This window comes from Halobacterium sp. GSL-19 (genome assembly GCF_016917855.1).
Taxonomy (GTDB): Archaea; Halobacteriota; Halobacteria; order Halobacteriales; family Halobacteriaceae; genus Halobacterium; species Halobacterium salinarum.
Genome location: NZ_CP070377.1, coordinates 1,249,912 through 1,271,065, shown reverse-complemented (window position 1 = coordinate 1,271,065; position 21,154 = coordinate 1,249,912). Strand labels below are relative to the sequence as shown.

The 21,154-nt window shown below is 67.7% G+C and carries 22 protein-coding genes; 18 read left to right on the top strand and 4 right to left on the bottom strand.

All coding sequences use genetic code 11. The features are described from left to right. Positions 1-8: 8 nt before the first annotated feature. Positions 9-917 (bottom strand): polyprenyl diphosphate synthase, encoded by a 909-nt coding sequence (gene uppS, locus JT689_RS08515; RefSeq protein ID WP_010903300.1) that lies wholly within the window; start codon positions 915-917, stop codon positions 9-11. Positions 918-1,053: 136 nt separating this feature from the next. Between uppS and JT689_RS08510 the strand changes: the two genes are divergently transcribed. The 18 genes from JT689_RS08510 to cosT all read left to right on the top strand — a co-directional run bounded on the left by JT689_RS08510 (position 1,054) and on the right by cosT (position 18,638). Beyond that, positions 1,054-1,470 carry a DUF5778 family protein gene (locus JT689_RS08510; protein ID WP_010903299.1) on the top strand — a complete coding sequence of 139 codons (417 nt, stop codon included), beginning with the start codon at positions 1,054-1,056 and terminating at the stop codon, positions 1,468-1,470. A 57-nt stretch (positions 1,471-1,527) separates the two neighbouring features. Next, entirely contained in the window at positions 1,528-2,586 is a 1,059-nt protein-coding gene (locus tag JT689_RS08505; protein WP_205250952.1) for an Lrp/AsnC family transcriptional regulator, read from the top strand. A 7-nt stretch (positions 2,587-2,593) separates the two neighbouring features. Continuing rightward, positions 2,594-3,256: a bifunctional precorrin-2 dehydrogenase/sirohydrochlorin ferrochelatase gene (locus tag JT689_RS08500; RefSeq protein ID WP_205250951.1), complete on the top strand. Its 663-nt coding sequence runs from the start codon at positions 2,594-2,596 to the stop codon at positions 3,254-3,256. Then, on the top strand, positions 3,253-4,563 hold the full coding sequence (gene hemA, locus JT689_RS08495; protein ID WP_010903296.1) for a glutamyl-tRNA reductase: 1,311 nt from the start codon (positions 3,253-3,255) through the stop codon (positions 4,561-4,563). The genes JT689_RS08500 and hemA overlap by 4 nt, the downstream gene beginning before the upstream one ends. A gap of 63 nt (positions 4,564-4,626) precedes the next feature. Next, positions 4,627-4,902: a 4a-hydroxytetrahydrobiopterin dehydratase gene (locus JT689_RS08490; RefSeq protein ID WP_205250950.1), complete on the top strand. Its 276-nt coding sequence runs from the start codon at positions 4,627-4,629 to the stop codon at positions 4,900-4,902. Positions 4,903-4,955: 53 nt separating this feature from the next. After that, positions 4,956-5,612: an HAD family hydrolase gene (locus JT689_RS08485; protein ID WP_205250949.1), complete on the top strand. Its 657-nt coding sequence runs from the start codon at positions 4,956-4,958 to the stop codon at positions 5,610-5,612. 73 nt (positions 5,613-5,685) lie between these two features. Then, positions 5,686-6,036, top strand: a complete 351-nt coding sequence (locus tag JT689_RS08480) for an Hsp20/alpha crystallin family protein (protein ID WP_205250948.1) — start codon at positions 5,686-5,688, stop codon at positions 6,034-6,036. Positions 6,037-6,039: 3 nt separating this feature from the next. Then, a complete protein-coding gene (locus tag JT689_RS08475; RefSeq protein WP_205250947.1) occupies positions 6,040-7,782 on the top strand; it encodes an AarF/ABC1/UbiB kinase family protein in 1,743 nt (580 codons plus the stop codon). 47 nt (positions 7,783-7,829) lie between these two features. After that, positions 7,830-8,606 (top strand): creatininase family protein, encoded by a 777-nt coding sequence (locus tag JT689_RS08470; protein ID WP_205250946.1) that lies wholly within the window; start codon positions 7,830-7,832, stop codon positions 8,604-8,606. 101 nt (positions 8,607-8,707) lie between these two features. After that, the gene (locus JT689_RS08465) at positions 8,708-9,091 is read left to right on the top strand and encodes a translation initiation factor IF-5A (RefSeq protein WP_010903290.1); all 384 of its coding nucleotides are present in this window, start codon (positions 8,708-8,710) and stop codon (positions 9,089-9,091) included. Positions 9,092-9,094: 3 nt separating this feature from the next. Then, on the top strand, positions 9,095-9,913 hold the full coding sequence (gene speB, locus JT689_RS08460; RefSeq protein ID WP_010903289.1) for an agmatinase: 819 nt from the start codon (positions 9,095-9,097) through the stop codon (positions 9,911-9,913). 27 nt (positions 9,914-9,940) lie between these two features. Next, positions 9,941-10,702 (top strand): Nif3-like dinuclear metal center hexameric protein, encoded by a 762-nt coding sequence (locus JT689_RS08455; protein ID WP_205250945.1) that lies wholly within the window; start codon positions 9,941-9,943, stop codon positions 10,700-10,702. Positions 10,703-10,791: 89 nt separating this feature from the next. Continuing rightward, positions 10,792-13,086, top strand: coding sequence for a sensory rhodopsin II transducer Htr2 (gene htr2 / locus JT689_RS08450; RefSeq protein ID WP_205250944.1), 2,295 nt, complete (start codon positions 10,792-10,794; stop codon positions 13,084-13,086). Position 13,087: 1 nt separating this feature from the next. Beyond that, a complete protein-coding gene (gene sop2, locus JT689_RS08445; protein ID WP_205250943.1) occupies positions 13,088-13,801 on the top strand; it encodes a sensory rhodopsin II in 714 nt (237 codons plus the stop codon). A 292-nt stretch (positions 13,802-14,093) separates the two neighbouring features. Beyond that, positions 14,094-14,816, top strand: a complete 723-nt coding sequence (locus JT689_RS08440; protein ID WP_205250942.1) for a hypothetical protein — start codon at positions 14,094-14,096, stop codon at positions 14,814-14,816. Positions 14,817-14,832: 16 nt separating this feature from the next. Continuing rightward, positions 14,833-14,955, top strand: coding sequence for a hypothetical protein (locus tag JT689_RS12440; RefSeq protein ID WP_267875136.1), 123 nt, complete (start codon positions 14,833-14,835; stop codon positions 14,953-14,955). A 241-nt stretch (positions 14,956-15,196) separates the two neighbouring features. Continuing rightward, the gene (locus tag JT689_RS08435) at positions 15,197-16,201 is read left to right on the top strand and encodes a glycine betaine ABC transporter substrate-binding protein (RefSeq protein ID WP_229373355.1); all 1,005 of its coding nucleotides are present in this window, start codon (positions 15,197-15,199) and stop codon (positions 16,199-16,201) included. Positions 16,202-16,205: 4 nt separating this feature from the next. Further along, positions 16,206-18,638, top strand: coding sequence for a chemotaxis signal transducer protein CosT (gene cosT / locus JT689_RS08430; protein WP_205250941.1), 2,433 nt, complete (start codon positions 16,206-16,208; stop codon positions 18,636-18,638). A gap of 15 nt (positions 18,639-18,653) precedes the next feature. Here the strand turns inward: cosT and htr7 are convergent, their stop codons facing one another. The 3 genes from htr7 to JT689_RS08415 all read right to left on the bottom strand — a co-directional run bounded on the left by htr7 (position 18,654) and on the right by JT689_RS08415 (position 21,066). Beyond that, positions 18,654-20,291, bottom strand: coding sequence for a chemotaxis signal transducer protein Htr7 (gene htr7, locus JT689_RS08425; protein WP_205250940.1), 1,638 nt, complete (start codon positions 20,289-20,291; stop codon positions 18,654-18,656). Beyond that, positions 20,288-20,575 carry a hypothetical protein gene (locus JT689_RS08420; RefSeq protein ID WP_010903282.1) on the bottom strand — a complete coding sequence of 96 codons (288 nt, stop codon included), beginning with the start codon at positions 20,573-20,575 and terminating at the stop codon, positions 20,288-20,290. Before JT689_RS08420 ends, htr7 begins: the two co-directional genes overlap by 4 nt. A 206-nt stretch (positions 20,576-20,781) precedes the next feature. Beyond that, on the bottom strand, positions 20,782-21,066 hold the full coding sequence (locus JT689_RS08415; RefSeq protein WP_049892515.1) for a translation initiation factor eIF-1A: 285 nt from the start codon (positions 21,064-21,066) through the stop codon (positions 20,782-20,784). Between the last annotated feature and the right edge of the window lie 88 nt (positions 21,067-21,154).

Sequence of the window (21,154 nt, the reverse complement as noted above, 5' to 3'; positions counted from 1 at the left end):
GGCCGCACTCAGTCCGCCGACTGCGTCTCCGCCTCGACATCCTCGGGCGGGTCCGGGAGCGCGCCCTTGAACCGGTCGAGGACTCGGCGCGCCTCACCCACCTCACTGCCGAGCGCGCGAACCAGTGCGAGCGCGCGTTTCGCTCTGGTCTGCCGCCAGGACGCCGCCCGGGATTCGTACGTGCGGATCGCGCGCAGCAGATCGACTTTCGAGAACTCCGGCCAGTACGGCGTACAGAAGAAGACGGCGGCCTCGCTGCCGTTGGCGTGCCACGGCAGGAAATTCGACGTGCGCTCGTCGCCGCCGGTGCGAATGATGAGGTCGACATCCCGGACGGGACTGGTGTGCAGCCGGGATTCGATGGCCTGGGCGTCGATGTCCGCGGGGTCGAGGTCGCCGGCGGCGACCGCGTCGGCGACACCGCGGGCGGCGGTGAGCAGCTCGTCGCGGCCGCCGTACGCCAGCGCGACGTTCAGCGTGAACCCGTCGTAGCCCGCCGTCCGGGATTCCGCGTACGTGATGGCGTCCCGGACGCGCTGGGGGAGGCGACCGGTGTCGCCGATGGCACGGATCCGCACGCGGTCGGCGTGGACGCGGTCGGCGTCCGCGAACTCCCGGAGCTTCGATTCGAGCAGGTCGAACAGGTGTTGTTGCTGGTCGGGCGGGCGCTCGAAGTTCTCCGTGGAGAACGCGTACAGCGTGAGCTCCTCGACGCCCAGGTCCGAACACCACTCCAGGACGCGCTCGGTCGTCCGCGCGCCCGACTGGTAGCCGTCGGTCGGGTCGTCGCCGTGCTCGCGGGCGTACCGCCGGTTCCCGTCCTGGATGACCGCGACGTGGGCCGGCGCGCCGTCGATCTCTCTGGTCAGGAGGCGCTCGTAGACGGCGCTGGCGGCGTCCCACAGCCGAGTTCGCATTACCAGGAGACGACAGCACTCTCACGTATGAGCCTTCTGTTCGCTGCGCCACACGCCCGGGCGTGGCGTCGCCCGACGACCACGGCGCGCGCCGGCAACCGCCACACGTAAGCCCGAGACACGGCACACGTGTGGTATGAGCGAGACGGCGAACGCAGACCTCTACCGCGACACCGTCGCGTTGCTGCAGCCCGGCGACGTGACGCTTGCAGGGGCAGTCATCCACACCACGTACGACAACGACGAGGAGAGCAAGCTCCACCAGCTCACGCTCGACGCCGGCCAGGTCGTCGCCGACCACGTCGCGGACGGCGACACGTACGTGTACTCGGGCAACGACGACAGCGACTTCGGCGTCAACCAACACCAGGGCCGCATCCTCGACGACGACGCGTTCGTCTGGGAGTGCCAGCAACTCCTCCGGGACGGGGCGTTCGCCGTCGTGTTGTACTGGGAGGCCACCGACGACCACGCTGCCATCCTGGACGGCATCCGTGACTGCGACGGCGTGACGTCCGTCGTCGCCGTCACCGAGGACGGCTTCGAGGCGTAGCCGATTCCAGCGATCCGGGATGGAGTCGGGCTGTTTATTTACCGCGACTCCTGACGTATGGGCATGGATATCGGGGATTTGGACGACCGGGATCGCGCCGTCCTGAACGCGTTTCAGGGGGGGTTCCCGGTCGTGCAGCGCCCGTTCGAACCCGCGGCCGAGGCGCTCCGGTCCCGGGGGGTTGAGTTCTCCGCGACGGAGCTCCGCGACCGGGTTCGGACACTCGACGAGAACGGGGTATTGACGCGGTTCGGCGCGCTCATCAACGCCGAGGAGATCGGCGGCGCGGCCTCGCTTGTGGCGATGCACGCGCCCGAGCACCGCTTCGACGAGATCGCGGACACCGTCAACGACATCCAGGCGGTGGCGCACAACTACGAGCGCGAACACCCGCACCTGAACATGTGGTTCGTGGTGTCGGTCGCCGACCGCGAGGTCGCGGACGTGCTCGCGGAGATCGAAGCCGAAACCGGCCAGGAGACGTACAACCTCCCGAAACAACAGGAGTTCCGCGTGGAAGCCAAGTTCCTCGTCGACGGCCCCATCCCGGACGGCGATATCGATCTCTCGCATCTCGGCACGACCTCCGAGCCGACCGGCCGGGACACGCTCACCCCCGCCGAGCGCGACCTCGTGGTGGCCGTTCAGGACGGGCTGCCGGTCGTGGAGACGCCGTACTGTGCGGTCGCCGACGACATCGGCCGCGACCCCGAGTGGGTGGTGGCGACGCTGCGCCGGTTCAACGAATCCGGGATGGTGCGCCGCGTCGGCGTGATCCCCAACCACTACGCGCTGGGGTACACGGAAAACGGCATGACCGTCTGGAACGTGCCCGATGACGCCGTCGACGACGTCGGGCCGGCGGTCGCGGGGCTGGACTTCGTGACCCACTGCTACCAGCGCCCCCGCCACGACGGCGTCTGGGAGTACAACTTCTTCGCGATGACACACGGCCGCAGCGAGGCCGAAAGCGAGGCGCGCGTCGAGCGTGTCCGGTCGGTGATGGACGACCACTGGGACGTCACTGACGACGACTGGGACACCCTCTTTTCGACGCGCATCCTGAAGAAAACCGGCATCCGGCTGGACGAGCGCGCGGACGCGAACACGGAGTGACCGCGCCATGATCCCGCTACTACACGACTTCCACGGGGCGTCGGTCCTGGTGGTCGGCGGCGGAGCCGTCGGCGCCCGGAAGGCCCGGCGGTTCGCCGCCGAAGCCGACCGGGTCGTGGTGGTGTCGCCGGCGTTCGGCGACCGCGAGTTCGGGGACGCCGACCGCATCCGGGCCGCCCCCGACCCCGATGGGGCGGCCGACTGGGTGGCCCGCGTCGACCCGGCGCTGGTGGTCGCGGCGACCAGCGACAGTGACGTGAACGCGGCGTTCGCGGCCGCGGCCCGCGACGCGGGCGCGCTCGTGAACCGCGCCGACGTCGCCGGGGATCGGGACCACAGCGGCGACGTGGTCGTCCCGGCGACGGCCGGCGATCCGCCGGTGACGATCGCCGTGTCGACCGGCGGGCGCAGCCCCGCGCTGTCCAAGCACCTGCGGGAGCGCATCGACGAGGAGTTCGCGGGGGCCGGCGGGATGGCGGTGTTGACCGGGCGCATCCGGGAGGACCTTCGGTCGACAGGGTTATCACCCGCTGAGCGACGGGACGCAGTGCGCGCCGTCGTCCGCTCGACGCCGGTTTGGAAGGCTTTACGTACGGGAGATGCCAACCCTCGAGTGAGAGCCGAGGCCGCCGTTGCGCGAGCCGTCGGCGACGTAGATTGGTCGACATGAATGGGAACACTGGTGTCGTCTCTGGCGTTCGCGTCTCGCACGAGACGGCCTCACTAGATGAACTGGCTGCCGCCAGCGCCGCGTCCACGGAGGCGGCGTTGGACGCGCTGCTGGAGCAGCCACCAGTCGAGGAAGCGTTCGTGCTCCAGACGTGCCACCGCGTGGAAGCGTACGTCGTCACCGCCGATCAGGCGTCGGGTCGCCGTGCGCTCGGTGGGGCCGGATTCAACCCCGCGGGGGGCGGGGCGATCTCGATGGGGCATGAGGACAGCCTCCGCCACCTGCTTCGCGTGGCGGCGGGTCTCGAATCGCTCGTGGTCGGGGAGGACCAGATCCTGGGACAGCTCCGAGACGCCTACGACGCCGCCAAAGACGCGGGCGGCATCGACCACGTGCTCCGGGAAGCCGTGACCAAGGCGATGCACGTCGGGGAGCGCGCGCGCACCGAAACCGCGATCAACGAGGGCGCGACCTCGCTCGGCACGGCGGCCGTGCGCCTCGCCGAGCGGAAGACGCAGCTGGCCGACGCCCGGGCTGTCGTCGTCGGTGCCGGCGAGATGGGCGCGCTCGCCGCGAAGGCGTTCGCGAGCGCGACCGTCGCGGAGATCGTGATCGCCAACCGCACGCCGGCCCGCGCCGTCCGGGTCGCGGACATGGTGTCGGTGCCCGCCGAAGCCACGACGCTGGCCGACGCCCGCGGGCGTCTCGACGCCGCGGACGTCGTGGTCACCGCCACCGGCAGCCCCGAGCACGTGCTCCCCGCCAGCGCGTTCGCGGACGCCGGTGACACCGTGGTGGTCGATCTCGCACAGCCCCGCGATGTCGCGCCGGGCGCTGGCGGCCACGACGGCGTTGCCGTCCACGACCTCGACGACCTGGAGGCGGTGACGGCGGCGACCCGCGAGCGCCGCGAGGACGCCGCCCGCGAGGTCGAGGCGATGATCGAAACCGAGTTCGAGCGGCTGCTCACCCAGTACAAGCGCAAGCGCGCCGACGAAGTGATCGCGCGCATGTACGAGAGCGCTGACCGCCTCAAAAGCCGGGAGGTACAGACCGCGGTCCACCGCCTGGAAGCCGAATCCGGGTCGCTGTCCGCCGACGAGCGCGAGGTCGTGGAGTCGATGGCGGACGCGCTGGTGAGCCAGCTGCTTGCGGCCCCGACGAAGAGCCTCCGGGACGCCGCCGCCGAGGACGACTGGTCGACGATCGCGACCGCGCTCGAACTGTTCAACCCCGAGTTCGAGGACGGCATGCCGTTCGACGCGTCGCGCGGCGGGGACGCGGCGTCCGCCGAATCCGAGGACTGACACTGTCTGGTGGGTCTCCTGTCCGCGTAGGATTATAGGGCTGGCTGGCGTTCGTCGATCCGTATGTCCGACCGACTCGACGACGACACGATCAGCGACCGGCTGCCGGACGACTGGACCCACGATGGCGACGCGATCACCCGCACGTACACGTTCGAGGAGTACCTGGACGGCGTGGCGTTCGCATCAGACGTCGGCGACCTCGCCGACGAGGCGTTCCACCACCCCGAGATCACGATCCGGTACGACGAGGTCGAAGTGCGGTTCACCGACCACGAGGCCGGCGGGGTCACGAGCCAGGACATCGAGTTGGCGCGCCGAACCGACGACCGCCGGTAGCCACAGCCGGCCCCGGAACGCTCTTCGGGCGTGGGTCCATACCCCCGGCTCCGATGGCACCGCCAGTCGACGATTACGACGTGTGGCTGTTCGATCTCGATGGGACGCTCGTCGACACGGAGTGGTCGTACACCCGGTCCGTGTTCGATCAGGTCGGCGACCGACTGGGCGTCGAGTTCACCGACCAGCACGCCGAACGCCTCTGGCACGGGATCGGCGGCACCCGCGACCACTACCTCCGGGCGTGGGGGATCGACCCCGAGGCGTTCTGGCCGGCGTTCCACGCCGTCGAGGACCCGATGGCGCGCGCCGAAGCCACGTACCTCTACGACGACGCACGCCCGCTTGGCGGCCTCGATGCGCCGACCGGCGTGGTGACCCACTGCCAGTCGTTTCTCACCGACCCCGTTCTCGATCACCTCGACATCGCGGACTGGTTCGACGTGGTGGTGAGTTGTACCGACGACACCGGCTGGAAGCCGGACCCACAGCCGCTCCGGGTAGCGCTTGGCGGCCTCGACGCGCAGCCCGACGCGGCCGGCGTGTACGCCGGTGACGCCGTCAGCGACGTTGGCGCGGCGAAAAACGCCGGCCTGGACGCGGTTCACGTCGAACGTCACTCCCCCGGGAAGCGCGGTCACTGCGTGCTCGGCGATCACCGCGTGTCGTCGTTCGCGGACGTGTTCCCGTCCGGCGATGGGGACGCCTGAGCGCCCTGCCTGGGTGGCGCGCGCACCCGCCGATACCACCGGGTTTAACGCTTCGCCGTTCTAACCGTCTGGCATGTCCCGCTTGCGCGACGCGCTGGGGAACTTGCCTGACGCCGTGTTCGTCGACGTGCACGAGGGCGCCGACGCGTACCGTTACGTCGTCGACGTTGCCGGTGTGACACCGTCGACCGTCGATGTGAGTGTGGCCGGGCGCACCGTCTCTATCGAGGCCCACCGCCGCAAATCGGTGCCGGCGGCGTTCGAGTACCGCCGCGAGGACCGGTCGCTGTTCGTCGACGCGGAGCTCCCCCTGCCGTCGGACACGACCGCCGACGGCGCAACGGCAACCGTCTCGAACGGCGTGCTCACCGTGTCGCTGCCCAAGCGCTCGTCGTCGGACCACCACGTTCCAGTCGAGGGGTGACCGGTGGCGGTACTCAGGTCCTATCGACGGTTCGTTGTCGTGGTCTGGCAGTTCCTCCCCCTGCTGTGGGGGTGGCTGCGCGACCGACGGCGGTTCGTCGCCTTCGGCGGGAGCCGCCGCGTCACCGCCGAGATGCGCCGCGAGCGCGCCCGGATCCTGCTCGACGCGCTGTTGACGCTCGGCCCGACGTTCATCAAGCTCGGGCAGCTGTTGTCGACGCGCCCGGACGTGTTGCCCACCGAGTACATCGAGGAACTCGCGGAGCTGCAGGACCGCGTGCCGCCGGCCGACTGGGCGGAGGCCCAGCGCGTCATCGAGGACGAACTCGGCCCCGTCGACGACGTCTTCGACGCGTTCAACCGGGAGTCGATCAGCGGCGCGAGCCTCGGGCAGGTGTACACCGCCGACGTGGACGACCAGCAGGTCGCGGTGAAGGTCCGCCGCCCCGGGATCGAATCGCTCGTCGAAGCCGACTTGCGCGCCATCCGGTGGTCGATCCCGATCGTCGTGCGGTTCGTCGGCCAAGGCCAGGCGTTCAGCCTGGAGAACCTAGCCGACGAGTTCGCGAAAACCATCCGCGAGGAGATGGATTACAGCCGCGAGGGCCGCATGCTCACGGAGATCCGCGCGAACTTCGCGGACGAGCCCGACATCGTGATCCCGACCGTCTACGAGGAGTACTCAAGCGACCGCGTGTTGACGATGCAGTACATCGAGGGGACGAAGATCTCGGACGTAGACACGCTTGAGCGCCGCGGCGTCGACCGCTCGCAGGTCTCGGAAACGCTCGAACGCGCGTACCTCCAGATGATCATCGAGGACGGCGTGTTCCACGCCGACCCCCACCCCGGGAACCTCGCGGTCCAGGACGACGGCAGCATCGTGTTCTACGACTTCGGGATGAGCGGGCGCGTCGACTCGTTCATCCAGGACAAGATCGTGGAGTTCTACGTGGGCGTTGCGAACCAGGACATCGACGCCATCCTGGACGCGCTCATCGACATGGGCACGCTGTCCCCGGAGGCCGACCGTGCGGTGATGGCTGATGTCATGGAGTTGGCCATCCAGGACGCCCGCGGGGAGAACATCGAGACCTACCGCGTCCAGCAGATCGTCGGGAAAGTCGAGGACACCATCTACGAGTTCCCACTGCGGCTGCCGCCGAACCTCGCGCTCGTGCTCCGTGTTGCGACCGTCGTCGAGGGCGTGTGCGTCACGCTCGACCCGGAGTTCGACTTCATCACCGTCGCCACCGACTACCTCGCCGAACAGGGCTACCGGGAGGAGTCCATCAGGCAGTTCGCCGCGGGCACCGTCGAGGAGTTCCAGGCGGCGGCCACGTCGGTGCTGCGAGTGCCCCCGAAGCTGGAGCGCGCACTCGACAAGGTCGAACGCGAAGACCTCTACGTGCGCGCCGACCTCGAGGACAGCAACCGCGTCATCGACGCGCTGGCGCGGCGGGTCGTGCTCGGACTCGTGTTGGCGACCAGCGTCCCCACGACGGCGTTTCTCTACGTGACGGCGGACGTGACCGCCGCCGCCATCTCGGGGGCGTTCACCGCCGCCGTCGGGGCCGCACTCTACAAGACGTTCCGGCGACGCAACGGCCTGCAGGCCAGCCCGCAGTTCACCCGCCAGAACCTCCGGGAGCGCGACGGCGACGGCGACGACGGCGGGACGGCGCTGGCGCGCAGCGGCAGTCAGATCGAGGCCGACGACGCCGGCACAGCGACGAACGGCGACTGATCGCCGGGAGCGCTGGATACTTGCTTCCAGCGAGCCCCGAACAACGTGTGTACCTTGCTGATGCGGCGTGGCCCGAGCTCGGTGACTACTTCGACGCGGAATCGCTGGCGCTCGTGCCCCTGGGTTCGACCGAACAGCACGGCCCCCACCTGCCGGAGTCCACCGACCACCGGATCGCGGAGGCGTTCGCCCGCACGGTCGCCGACCGCACTGGCGTTCTCTGCACGCCACCCGTGAACGTCGGGGTCAGCCCCCATCACCGACAGTTCCCGGGAACGATGTGGGTCGAGCCACCGGTGTTCCGGGACTACGTGGCGTCGTTCACGCGCAACCTGGCGTTCCACGGCATCGACCGCGTCGTTTTCGTGAACGCCCACGGTGGGAACGTCTCGCACCTCCGCGAGGTCGGTCGCCGGCTGCGCGACGAGGGCACCCTCTACGCAGTCGAGTGGATGTGGGACGAATCCATCCCCGAGCTCGTCGACGAGGTCTTCGACCAGAACGGCCCCCACGGCGGCCCCAAGGAGACGGCGCTGATGCAGTACCTCGACGGCGAGCACGTCCACGACGACCGCCTCGAAGACGCCCGGGACGGCGGCGTCGCCAGCGTCGCCGACGCCGACACGATCAAGCACGGCTCCCGGACGTTCTACGACGCCATCGACAACACCGACAACGGCGTGCTCGGCGACCAGACGGACGCCACCGCCGAGACCGGCGAACGCCTGTTCGAGGCCGCAAGCGACCAGCTCGTCCAGCTCTGCGAGTGGCTGGACGCACAGGCGTTCGCGGACCTGCTGCCCGAGCCTCACGTTTCGACGTGACCGCGGCCGGCCACCGAATCGCGTGTACCGCCTGGTAGCCGCCCGCTCCGTCGCCAGTCCGTTCCAAGAGGTTTATACTACGTAGGCGAGAATCCCGGGGCATGGCGAAAGAGCAGAAGGAAGTGCGTGACCTGCAGGAAGGCAACTACGTGATGATGGAGGACGCCGCCTGCCAGATCAACGCGTACAGCACCGCGAAACCCGGCAAGCACGGCAGCGCGAAAGCCCGCATCGAAGCCGAGGGCGTCTTCGACGGCAAGAAGCGATCGCTCAGCCAGCCCGTCGACGCGAAGATCTGGGTGCCGATCGTCAACCGAAAGCAGGGCCAGATCGTCTCCAAGGAGTCCGACACCGTCGCGCAGGTCATGGACCTCGAAACCTACGAGACGGTGACCATGCAGATCCCCGGTGAGCTCGACATTCAGGCCGACGAGAACATCGAATACCTCGAATTCGAGGGGCAGCGCAAGATCCTCCAGGAGTAGCGCATGTTCCCTGGCGCCAGCACCGCCGACGAGTCGAACCCCGGAGCCGACGCCGACTACGTCGTCGTTGGGGCGCCCCTCGACGTGTCGACGTCGTTCCAGCCGGGCACCCGTTTCGGCCCCGGTGAACTCCGGACGTACGCCGCGACCTTCGAGGACTACCACCACCGGACGGGCACGCACTTCTCCGCCCTCTCGGTCACTGACTACGGCGACGTGCGCGCGTGGAACGACGTGCCGGCGTACCTCGAATACCTCAACGGCGTCGTCACCGACATCTCGTGGAACGACGCCACGCCGCTGCTCGTCGGCGGCGAGCACACGGTGACCGTGGCGGCGGTTCGCGCCCTGAACCCGGACGTGTTCGTGGCCCTGGACGCCCACCTCGATCTGCGCGCTGCCCTCGACGGTGATCCGCTGAGCCACTCGACGGTGACGCGCCACGCCCTCGACGTGGCCGACGAAGCGATCGTCGTGGGCGCACGCGCCGGCTCCGAGGAGGAGTGGGAGCGCGCCGCCGACTCTGACGTGACCGTGATCGAGCCGAGCGCCGTCGCCGACTGGACGCCGGCGTTCGGCGACGCGGACGTGTACCTGAGCGTGGACATCGACGCCGCCGATCCGGGGTACGCGCCGGGCACCGGGACGCCGGAGCCGTTCGGGATGTCGCCACGGGAGCTCCGGGCGGCCGTGCGCGCAGTCGCCCCGCACGCTGTCGGGTTCGATGTCGTGGAGGTCAACGACCGGGACGACGGCCAGGCCCCCACCCTCGGCGCGAAGCTGCTGCGCGAGTTCGTGCACACGCACCACGCCGACGGGTAAAAGACCCCGGCGGCCGGTTGGGTTCGCATGGACGTTTCCGACGTCACCAGCCGATACAACGACCGACTGCGCGTCACCGACTACGCCGACGCCGCGACCAACGGCCTCCAGGTCGGCCCCGAGGATCGCAGTGTCGAGCGCATCGCGTTCGCCGTCGACGCCGCCGCTGCCACGATCAGCGACGCCGTCGAGTGGGGGGCGGACCTCCTGGTGGTCCACCACGGCGTCGCTTGGGGCGGCCTGGACGCGGTGACGGGCCGCGAGTACGACCGGATCGCTGCGCTCGTCGACGGCGAGTGCGCGCTGTACGCCGCCCACCTCCCCCTCGACGGACACCCGGAACTCGGGAACGCAGCCCACGTGGCCGACGTGCTCGGCCTCACACAGCGCTCGCCGTTCGGCGACCACAGCGGCGAGCAGATCGGTCTCCAGGGCCAGCTCCCGGACCCGACGAGCGCGGCCGCGCTCTCCGAGTCGCTCGCCGCAGCGCTGCCCACGGGCGACCAGCCGGTACAGGTGCTTGACGTCGGGCCGGCGGAGTTGACCGACGTGGCAGTCGTCACCGGCAGCGGCGCGGACTGGCTGCGGGAGGCCGAGGCCAACGGGATGGACGCGCTCGTCACCGGCGAGGGGAAAGGAAAACTCTACCACGAGGCCCGCGAAGCCGGCGTGTCAGTGTTCCTGGCGGGCCATTACGCGACCGAAACGGGAGGGGTGCGTGCGCTCGAAGCGGTCGCCGACGACTGGGGAGTCGAGACCCGGTTCATCAGTCACCCCACGGGCCTGTAGCCATCGCGGCGAGTATTGCCGGCTGTGGCAGCTGAGACGACACACGAAGTGTAAACGCTTTTTGCCACTATACACCTAATACCCAGTACATGGGGTCCGGATTAGTCGCACGAATCAGGGGGAGCTACGGCACGAAGCTCACCCTCGCGCTGGTCGTCGTTGTTGTGCTCTCTGTTGGGGTGGGGACGTTCGTCTACCAGCAGACGACAACGCAACTCGAAACCGACGTTCGGGCCGACCTCACCGGGTCGGCAGACGCCCGCGCCGATCACCTCGACGCGTGGCTGTCGAACGCCCGCGGGCAGACCCAACTGGCATCACGCCATCCCGTGCTCGCATCCGGCAACGACACGGCCATCACACGCTATCTCGAAGGGCTTGCGGCAAGCGACGAACGCCCCGATGGCGTCGTCGCCGCCCACGTCTACAACACCTCGACGACAACCATCGAGGCCAGCTCCGCCGACGCGTTCACCGGCGTGAACCCCCGCGAGCAGGGCGCGCCGTTCGCCACCGACCCGCCGTCGTTTGCGACCACCAGCGACGTTGTCGTCGCAGCACCGTTCACCGTTCCGGCGGCCGACTTCCCCGTGCTCTCGGTGCTCTCGCCGATCCCTGGCACCACGGATAAGGCCCTCATCTACATGGTGAACGTGAACACGCTCACCGACGACTTCGGGCAGAACGTCGCGGGAAGCACCACCACCGTCGTTTCCGCCGACGGCACGTACGTCTCACACCCCGACCAGGACCGCGTTCTCACCGGCCACGACGGCCCATCGCGGCTCCTCGACCAGTCGCGCACACAGCCCGCCTACATCGACGCCAACGGCACCGTGACGGCCGCCGCCCCCGTCGACGGCGCGCCCTGGTCGGTGCTAGTGCGCGCTCCACACGACCGCGCGTTCGCGCTCGGTGACTTCGTGGCGTCCAGCCTCGTCGGTCTCGTGCTCATCACGATCGTGAGCCTCTCACTGATCGGTGTCACTGTCGGCTCGACCACGGTCACCGCGCTCCGGCAGTTCTCCCACCGTGCCGACGAAATGGCCGCCGGCGACCTCGACACCGACATCGACACCAGCCGCAACGACGAGTTCGGAACCCTCGCGGAGTCGTTCCGATCCATGCGGGACTCCCTGTCGGAATCCCTGACCGACGCCGAACGCGCGACGGCACGCGCCGAGGACGCCCGTGAGGACGCCGAACAGCAGCGCGCCGACGCCGAAGCCGCCCGGGAAGACGCCGAAGCCGCCCGCAAGGACGCCCAAGAAACCGCTCGCGCCCTCGAATCCGCGGCCGCCGACTACGAGGCCGCGCTCACGGCGGTCGCCGACGGCGACCTCACGCGCCGCGTCGACGCCAGCCGCGACCACGACGCAATGGCGCGCATCGGCCACGCCCTCAACGACATGCTCGACGACATCGAAACCAGCGTCGCCGCCGCAACGGCGTTCTCGGATCACGTCTCGGACGCCGCCCAACGGGTCGAAGCCGACGCCGGCGACGCCATCGACGCCGGAACGGACGTCTCGACCGCCGTCGACGAGATCTCCGACGGCGCAACCGAGCAGACCGACCGCCTCCACGAGGTCGCGGGTGAAGTCGATGACCTCTCGGCCAGCGCCGAAGAAGTCGCCGAAACGGTCGCCTCACTGGCCGACACCGCCGGACAGGCCGCCAGCGCGGTCGACGACGGCCGCCAGGCCACGGAGGACGCCGTCGAGACGATGGACGACGTCGCCGACGACGCCGAAGCCGCCGCCGACGCGATGGACGCCCTCGACAGCGAGATGGCCGACATCGGGGAGATCGTCGATGTCATCGCCGACATCGCCGACCAGACCAACATGCTGGCGTTGAACGCCTCCATCGAGGCCGCCCGCACCGGCGCTGACGGCGACGGGTTCGCGGTGGTCGCCGACGAGGTCAAAACGCTCGCCGAGGAATCCCGGGACGCCGCCGAAGACATCGAATCACGGCTCCTCGCGCTCCAAGGCCAAGTCAGCGACGTCGCCGACGAGATGCGCGCCACAAGCGACACCGTCTCCGACGGCCGAGCGACGGTCGGCGACGCCGCAACCGCGCTCGACGACGTCGTCTCGTTCGTCGCCGACACGGACACCGCCGCCGGCGAAATCCGAGCCGCCACCGACCGCCAAGCACACGCCGCCTCCCGCGTCGCAAGCGCCGTCGACGAGGTCGCCGGCATCAGCCAGGAAACCGCCGCCCAGGCCACTGCGGTCGCCGACTCGGCCGCCACCCAAACCGACACCCTGTCGTCGGTCGACGACGCCGCCGCCGACCTCGCGGACCGCGCCGCAGCCCTCGACGACCTGCTCGCCGAGTTCGACGCCCACGACGACACCGAACCGGAGGACTACTGATATGGCACTCACGACATGGTTTTGGGTCGGCGCTGTCGGCATGCTCGCTGGCACCGTCCTCCCGATCCGGGACTGCATCCGACACCCATCGCATCGCCGCTACGACCTCGTACTCGCCGGCATCACCGGACTGGCCGCCATCGCGTACACCACGATGGGGCTGGGCATCACCGCAACCACCGTCGGCGACCGCACCGTCTACCTCGCGCGGTACATCGACTGGCTGGTCACAACCCCGTTGATCGTGTTGTACCTCGCGATGCTCGCCCGCCCCGGCCACCGCACGTCCGCCTGGCTGCTCGCCGCCGACGTGTTCGTCATCGCCGCCGGGATCGCCGCCGCGCTCACCACGGGCGTGCAGCGCTGGCTGTTTTTCGCCGTCGGCGCTGCCGGCTACGCCGCGCTCCTGTACGGCCTCCTGGGGACGCTGCCGCGCGCGCTCGGCGACGACCCCCGCGTGCGCTCGCTGTTCGTCACGCTTCGCAACATCACGGTCGTCCTCTGGACGCTGTATCCGGTGGTCTGGCTGCTGTCCCCGGCCGGCATCGGCATCCTCCAAACCGAGATGTACACCATCGTCGTGGTCTACCTGGATTTCATCTCGAAGGTCGCGTTCGTGGCGTTCGCCGTGCTCGGTGCCGACGCCATCAGCCGCCTGGTCGCCGCCGACGCCGCCGCGCCGGCCACCACGGAACCAACGCCGGACGGCGACTAACAGCGGGTCCAGACCAGCAACGTCTTTCCGCTGTCCGCCGTGCTATCGACTGGCCGATGACGACACCACCGGGCCGACCCGGGGTGGCTCCCGTGGGACGACGAGCCCTATGAGTGCCGAGGCCAGCTTTCTATCCATACATTTCGGGAAAGGAGTGAACGAACGTCATAGAATCTTGTCTGCTGCCTTCTGAGAAAGGACAGTCGTCATTAGAGGTCGAAGAGTGAGGACGAGCGAATTGAGGATATAGATCTTCCTGGTGTTTATACAAAAGCCATGAGATTGTGCCGACATGTCTGACAATCCGGTGAATGGAATAGAGATTCCTGAGCCAGATTACGAGAGTATCGCTGGTTCGCTTCCATCGCAAGAGACTATCGACTCTGCTACCGATGCAATACAAAAGGCCAAGAAGCGTTTTGAACGAGCCCGAAAAGGGGCAGAGAAACATATCAATATTGGCCCGCCATGGGACTACGACCCGAGCGACTATTCCCCATCAGATGAAGCATCCTATCACGCCTTCAGGTGGGCACACGAAGGTCAAATCTCGTTACAAGAGACGGGAGACTCTGAACTAGAGACCATTGCAGAACAGATAGAGTATGGCTCTAAGATGCTTGCCGAAGATTCTAGCAATGACGATATTCAGGGTTTCAATTCAGGAATATTGGCCCTCATATCTGCATTAGATGGTCTAATCATCTGGCTATGCGAGTACGACTCGAATACTCCCGCTGACAGAACCAATGCCAATGGAGAAGATATCTATCACAGCGGAAGCAAAAAAGATGTTTTGAAGAGAATGTACGACCAGCACTCTGTTTTTGGCGTCGAGAATGGCCAAGGAAGTGAGTTCAAAAACAAGTGGGTCGACTTCTGGGAACACCGTCATCGCATAATGCACGGTGAGCCGGACGCATATTACGACGACAATGTTGGAGTCGCGACCCTGTTCTTTGTAGGCCTAACAGCTTATGTGGTTAAGGAACAGTACGAAGCGTTGAACCCGTGACAATCAACATATAGGTATGAACGAAGGGGAAGTGCGACAAGTGGTATCGGTTGCTCTTGAGAAGGTCAAGGACAAGGATACAGGGTTACTGAGGCTCGATGTCAACGAGAGGAGCATCACCCATCGTCTCGGGATGTAGCTTCAAGTTGCAGTCAGTGACCCTTGGGACGTAGATGTCGAGTACAACCGAATAAGCGAGGATCATGATGTGACTAAGCGGCTCCCAGAGAAGATGCTACATGAGCAGCCAATCCGCTGGCTGTCCATGCCTGTCATCCTCTGCCGAACTTATTGTGCGCGCTAACTGTTGTATCGTATGTGAGTATCACCGTTGATACTATCGCCAATGGACTTTTGACACAGTCCGGCTAGGGCCAGACATGATGGACACACCAGAACACGCCAGCACCAGCAGCCGACGGCGGCTGCTCGGGATGCTGGCGGCAGGGGGGACGACCGCAGTCGCTGGCTGTACCACGATCACCGGGGGTGGTGACACCACATCCACCGGCGGCGGCGACAGTGGCTCGTCGTCGATCGTTGTCGGCTCGAAGGGGTACGCCGAGCAGGTGACGCTCGGATACGTCGCCTATGAGCTCCTGGCAAACACCACGAACGCGACCCTCGTCGACGAAACCGGCTTCGGGGGGAACGCAGCCATCTCCGAGGCGTACCGGACCGGGAACGTCCACGCCTACTACGACTACATGGGGTCGCTGTGGTCGTCGCACCCGCCGAAACACGACAGCGCCGACTTCGACACGCCGGACGCCCAGTACGACGCGCTGAAATCGGAGATGGAATCCGAACACCCGATTCGCATCCTGGATCGCGCGGACTGGCAGAACACGTGGGCGGTGTTCGTCGCCGAGCGCGCCGTCGAGGGCACGGGCATCCAGTCGATCAGCGACCTCGCGGCGCACGTCAACAGCCGAAACTACGACATCAGGCCCGCGTTCGGCGACGGGTTCCGCTCCCGGAGTGACGGCCTGGACGCGCTGCTCGACTACTACGAGTTCGACCCCGAGCGCGTGACCGCGTGGGCGTCCGAGCGCGAGTTCCTGGAGACCGCGTCCGCACAGGCCGCGGGCACTGCGGTCGACGAAGGGTACGCCGATCTGGGGTTCGGGTACAGCACCAGCGCCTGGCTCACCGACGTCGACAACGTTCGTGTGCTCGACGACGACCGGAACTTCTGGCCGTTCTTCCATCCCGTCGGCGTCGTTCACGAGGACGTTGCCACCGACGCGGTGGTGGCGGCGCTGAACACGATGCCCGACGCGATCCCCGACGCGGAGACGATGCAGGCGTTGAACAGTCGCGCCGCTGCGAGCGGGAACCAGCAGGCGGCCGCCGACCACTTGCAGAACAACGACTTCATCTGACCCCATGTCCGAACCCACGGCCGACGCCGGCGACAACTCGCCGTCGTCCACAGACACGGCCCCGCTGGATCGCGTGAAAGCCATCGCCTTGCTGCCGCTGCGGTCGTACCTGGTGAAGTTCGCGGTCGCGTTGCTGGTGATCCTCGTGATCATCGCGGCCGGCGGATTCTGGGTGCAAGCCGACGCCACCGCCACGCTGGAGGCGAACACCGAACAACAACTCGAGCAGGAGGCCGTCTCCGATGCGACCGTGATCGGCGACTGGCTGGAACGCAACGAGCAGTCCGTGCTCATCGCGTCGAACAACCCGCGGCTCGGGTTCAACACCACGGCCGCCGACAAACAGGCGTACGTGACACAGCTCGTGGCGGCCGAACTGGACGCCGATCGGATCGCCGACGTCCACGTCGCTGACCCCACCGTCGGCGGGGCGAGCGACGCGCGCATCGTTGCAAGCACCGACGAGGACGCCCGTGGCACGCGCGTATCGGCGGACACCCACCCGTGGGTGGACCGCACGCGATCCATCGGCCGCGACACCGTGGTGTCCACGAACCCCTACCGGACCGCCGGCGGCCAGCGGGTCGTCAGCTCGATGAGCGTCGCAGCGGACCTGACACACGTTCTCGTCGTGGAGTACACCGCGGGGGATCTCAGCGACCAGTTCGGTGCCGGCATCGACGGCACGTTCACGCAGGTCGTGCGTCCGACCTCGGACGCGACGGCGGTGTTGTTCTCGGACGCCGGAACTGACGCCGTCGGGCAGCCCTACATCCCGGACCGGTCGCAGTCCGAGATCCCGGCGCTCGACTCGGCCACTGAGCGGGGACAGTTCACGAACACCCCGACGAAAGACAGCGTGCTCGACCGTGAGTACGTCGCCGCGTACACGACCGTGCCCGGGAAGAACTGGGTGGTCGTCAAGCACGCACCCTCCGAGAGCGCGTTCGCGTTGAGCAACCAGATCCGCACCGGGATCCTCGGGTTCATTCTGGTCGCGCTCGTGGGCGTGGTCCTGGTCGGTGGCACCATCGGGCGCAACACCGCGGCCGCGGTGCAGTCCCTCTCGGCGGCCGCAGCGGAGATCGAGGCCGGGAACTACGACGTGGACGTGGCGAGCTCTCGCCGGGACGAGATCGGGCAACTGTTCGCGTCCATCGGGAGCATGCGCGACGCGTTGGTCACCCAGATCGACGAGGCCGAGGCCGCCCGCGAACAGGCCACGGAGGCCCAGCAGGACGCGGAAGCGGAGCGCGAGCGCGCCGAGGACGCCCGGGAGCGCGCCGAGGACGCGAAAGCCGACGCGGAAGCGTTGGCGGCCGAACTCGAAGCGCAGGCCGAGCGGTACAGCGACGTGATGGCGGCGTGCGCCGACGGCGACCTCACCCGCCGCATGCCCGCCGACGACACGGACAACGAGGCGATGGCGGCGATCGCGGCGTCGTTCAACGAGATGCTCGCGCAGTGGGAGCACACCATCATCGACATCCAGGAGTTCGCCGACGCGGTCGCCACCGCCAGCGAGGAGGCCGAAGTCGGAGCCGCCGACGCCGAGCGCGCCAGCGGCCAGGTCAGCGAATCCGTCCAGGAGATCGCCGGCGCGGCCGACGAGCAGCGCAACATGCTGGACACGGTGTCCGGGGAGATGACCGACCTGTCGGCGGCCATCGAGGAGGTGGCGGCGTCCGCCGATTCGGTCGCCGAGCACTCCCATCAGACCGCCGAGATCGCGCGCGACGGCGAGCAGACCGCCGAGGACGCCATCGAGCGCTCGCTGACGGTGCAGGAGGCAATCGACGCGACCGTGCAGAACGTCGAGGCCCTCGACGACCAGATGGCGGAGATCAGCGAGATCGTGGACTTGATCTCGGACATCGCCGAGCAGACGAACATGCTGGCGCTGAACGCCAACATCGAGGCCGCCCGCGCCGACAAGAGCGGCGACGGCTTCGCGGTCGTTGCTGACGAGGTCAAGGACCTCGCCGAGGAAACCCAGGAGTCAGCCGGCGACATCGAGCGCCGCATCACCGAGGTGCAGTCCCAGACGACCGCCACTGTCGCCGAAGCCAGGGCCGCCGAGGAGTCCATGGACGCGGGGATCGACGCGGTCGAGGAGGTCGTGGACGCGTTCACCGCAGTGTCCGACCACGCCGACGAGACCGACACGGGCGTCCAGGAGATCAGCGACACCACCGACGATCAGGCCGCCAGCACCGAGGAGGCGGTGTCGATGACCGAGGAGGTCGCGGATCTCAGTGACTCCACTGCTGGGGAGGCACAGAGCGTCTCCGCCGCTGCAGAGGAGCAGGCCGCGTCGATGTCCGAGATCAGCGACAGCGTCGAGTCGCTCAGCGGCCAGGCCGAACAGCTCAAAGCGCTGCTGTCGGAGTTCGAGGTCGATGCCGACCGGGACGTCACGCCCACGCAGACCGACTGACCAGACCGCAGCCGGTCAGTCCGACTGTCCGGCGGGCGCGTCGGTTGCTTCGCCGTGTGCCGTGCCGGTGGTCTCGGTCCGGAACTCGTTCAACCGGTCTTCGAGGGTGTCCGCCTGCGCGGCCAGTGACTGCAGGCTACTGGTCACCTCGGTGATCGATGCGGTCTGTTCTTCGGAGGCTGCGGACACGTTCTCGGCGCGATCGGCTGTTGCCTGGCTGATCGTGGCGATGTCGTCGACGCTGGAAACGACGCGTTCGGAGCGCTGGGCCTGTTCGTCCATCGCCTGACTGATCTCCTGGACGCCGTCGGTCGTCTCCTGGATGTTCTCGGTCACCGCCCCGAACGCGTCGACGGTCTCCTCGACGGCCGCCGCCCCGTCGTTGACGCGCTGCTCGGCGACCCGGATCTCCTCGACCGTCGTGGCCGTCTGTGACTGCACTTCCTCGATGAGCTCCGCGATGTCCTTGGCCGAGCGCTGGCTCTCGGTGGCCAGCTCTTTGACCTCGTCGGCGACCACGGCGAAGCCGTCCCCGTTGCTACCGCCGCCCGATCCCGCACGAGCGGCTTCGATGTTGGCGTTCAACGCCAGCATGTTCGTCTGCTCGGCGATGTCGCTGATGAGCTCCGCGATGTCGTCGATCTCGGTCGTGAGCTCTTCGAGCGCGTCGACGTTGGCGACCGTCGTCTGCATGGTCTCCTGGACGGCGTCGATCGCGTCGATGGCGTCCTCGGCGGTCTGTTTGCCCGCCGTCGCGACGTCCGTGGTGTCGGCCGCGGTGTCCGCGACGCTCTGTGCGGTCGCCGCCACCTCCTCGACGGTCGCGGAGTACGAATCCATCTCCTCGGCGACCGACTCCAGTTGCTCGCGTTGGTCGTCGGTGCCGGCGGCGATCTCCTGGACGGACTCGCTGACCGTCTGGCTGGCGTCCTGGATCTCCTTCGCGCCGGCGGTGGCTTCCCGGCTGGCCGTCGTGACGTTCGTCGAGAACCCCTGGATCTCGTCGATCGTGCGCTCCATCGTCGTCAGCATGTCGTTGACGACGGCTGCCACTTCGGCGATCTCCGCGTTGTCGGTCGTGGCGTCCACCCTGGCGGTCAGATCCCCGTCCGCCGCCGCTTCCAGCGTCGCTCCGACTTCGGTCGCCTGGGATTCGAGGTCCGCCGCCAACTGCTCGATCTCCGCGCTGCGTTCCCGTGCGTCCTGTTTGGCCGATTCGGCCTCGGCCGTTTGCCGCTCGGCTTCGGCCTGCTTCTGTTCGGCTTTCTCGCGGGCGCGCTCCGCTTCGGCGCGCTCTTCCTCGGCCTCCTGGCGGCGCTGGGCGCGCTCCTCGACCAGCGCCTCCATGTCCTCGACGATGGCCAGCGTCGCAGTCCCGCCGATCGCGAACACCGCCACCGTCGTCGCCATCAGCGGCCCCGTCGCGAGGTTGAAGATCTGCGTGGCGACACCGGCTTTCTCCAGCATGAGCGACACCGTCCACGTCACGCCGAGCAGTGAGGCGAACGTGAACGCCATCCAGAACGCCGCTTCGGCGTCCGTGTCCCGGTAGTTCCGGTAGCCGAGCGCGGCCGCGGCACCGAACCCGATCGCGCCGACCGCGTCGCCGAGGGGCGCAACGACCGCGTCAACGAAGACGGCAGCCCCACTCATGCCGTGTCCTCCGTTGCCGTCATCCCTTGCCGGCGCTGGTAGGCCGCGAACAGGAACGTCACGCCCGCGAGCCCGATGCCGACGACGTGCTCAGTGGCGTTCAACACGACCGGCAGAACCACGGCTTCGAGGTTGGTCGCCACCATCCCGACCACGAGCAGGAGGTAGCCGACCGTGAACAGCTTCGTGCTCTCCTTGTACTGGCTCACCACCGGGAACAACCCCAGAACGGCCACGATCAATCCCACGACTTCCAGAACACCGAACGCCCCAATTGCTGCCATTGCACACACTTACTTCCCGAGAACGTAGGAATGTTACCCGAACGGTACTCTCTCACACACGTTCCGGTGAAAGATTTTGCGTCCGGACGCGTGCACGGGATCAGGTGACATCGACTGGCATGCAGTGCGGACTCTCCGATCGCGCGACGAGAAGCACAGCTATGCGGGGCGAGAAGCGGTCGCGGCGCGGCCTGCTGTGGGCGCGGTTATTCGATGTGGCCTTCTTCGCGGAGCTGATCGGCGTCCTGGTCGGAGTACCGCCACTCGACGTTCGCCTTCTCGTCCTGCCAGTCCCACGGCTCGGCGAGCACGACGTCGCCCTCGTTGATCCACGTCCGGTACTTCATGCGGCCGGGAATGCGTCCCATCCGCTCTTTGCCGTCCTCGCACTGCAGCGTCACGTGGTTCCCGCCGTCGTGTCGCTTGACGACCGCAAACACTTCGTCGTCGTTGGGCATTCGGAGGTTCCGCCGCCCTGACTCATCGCTCACACGCTGCCTACGCGCCCGCCACAGTAAAAGGGCGCGGTCCCCCGCGATGCCCCATCAGTCACAACCCGGCTTTTTGTTGCCGGCGATC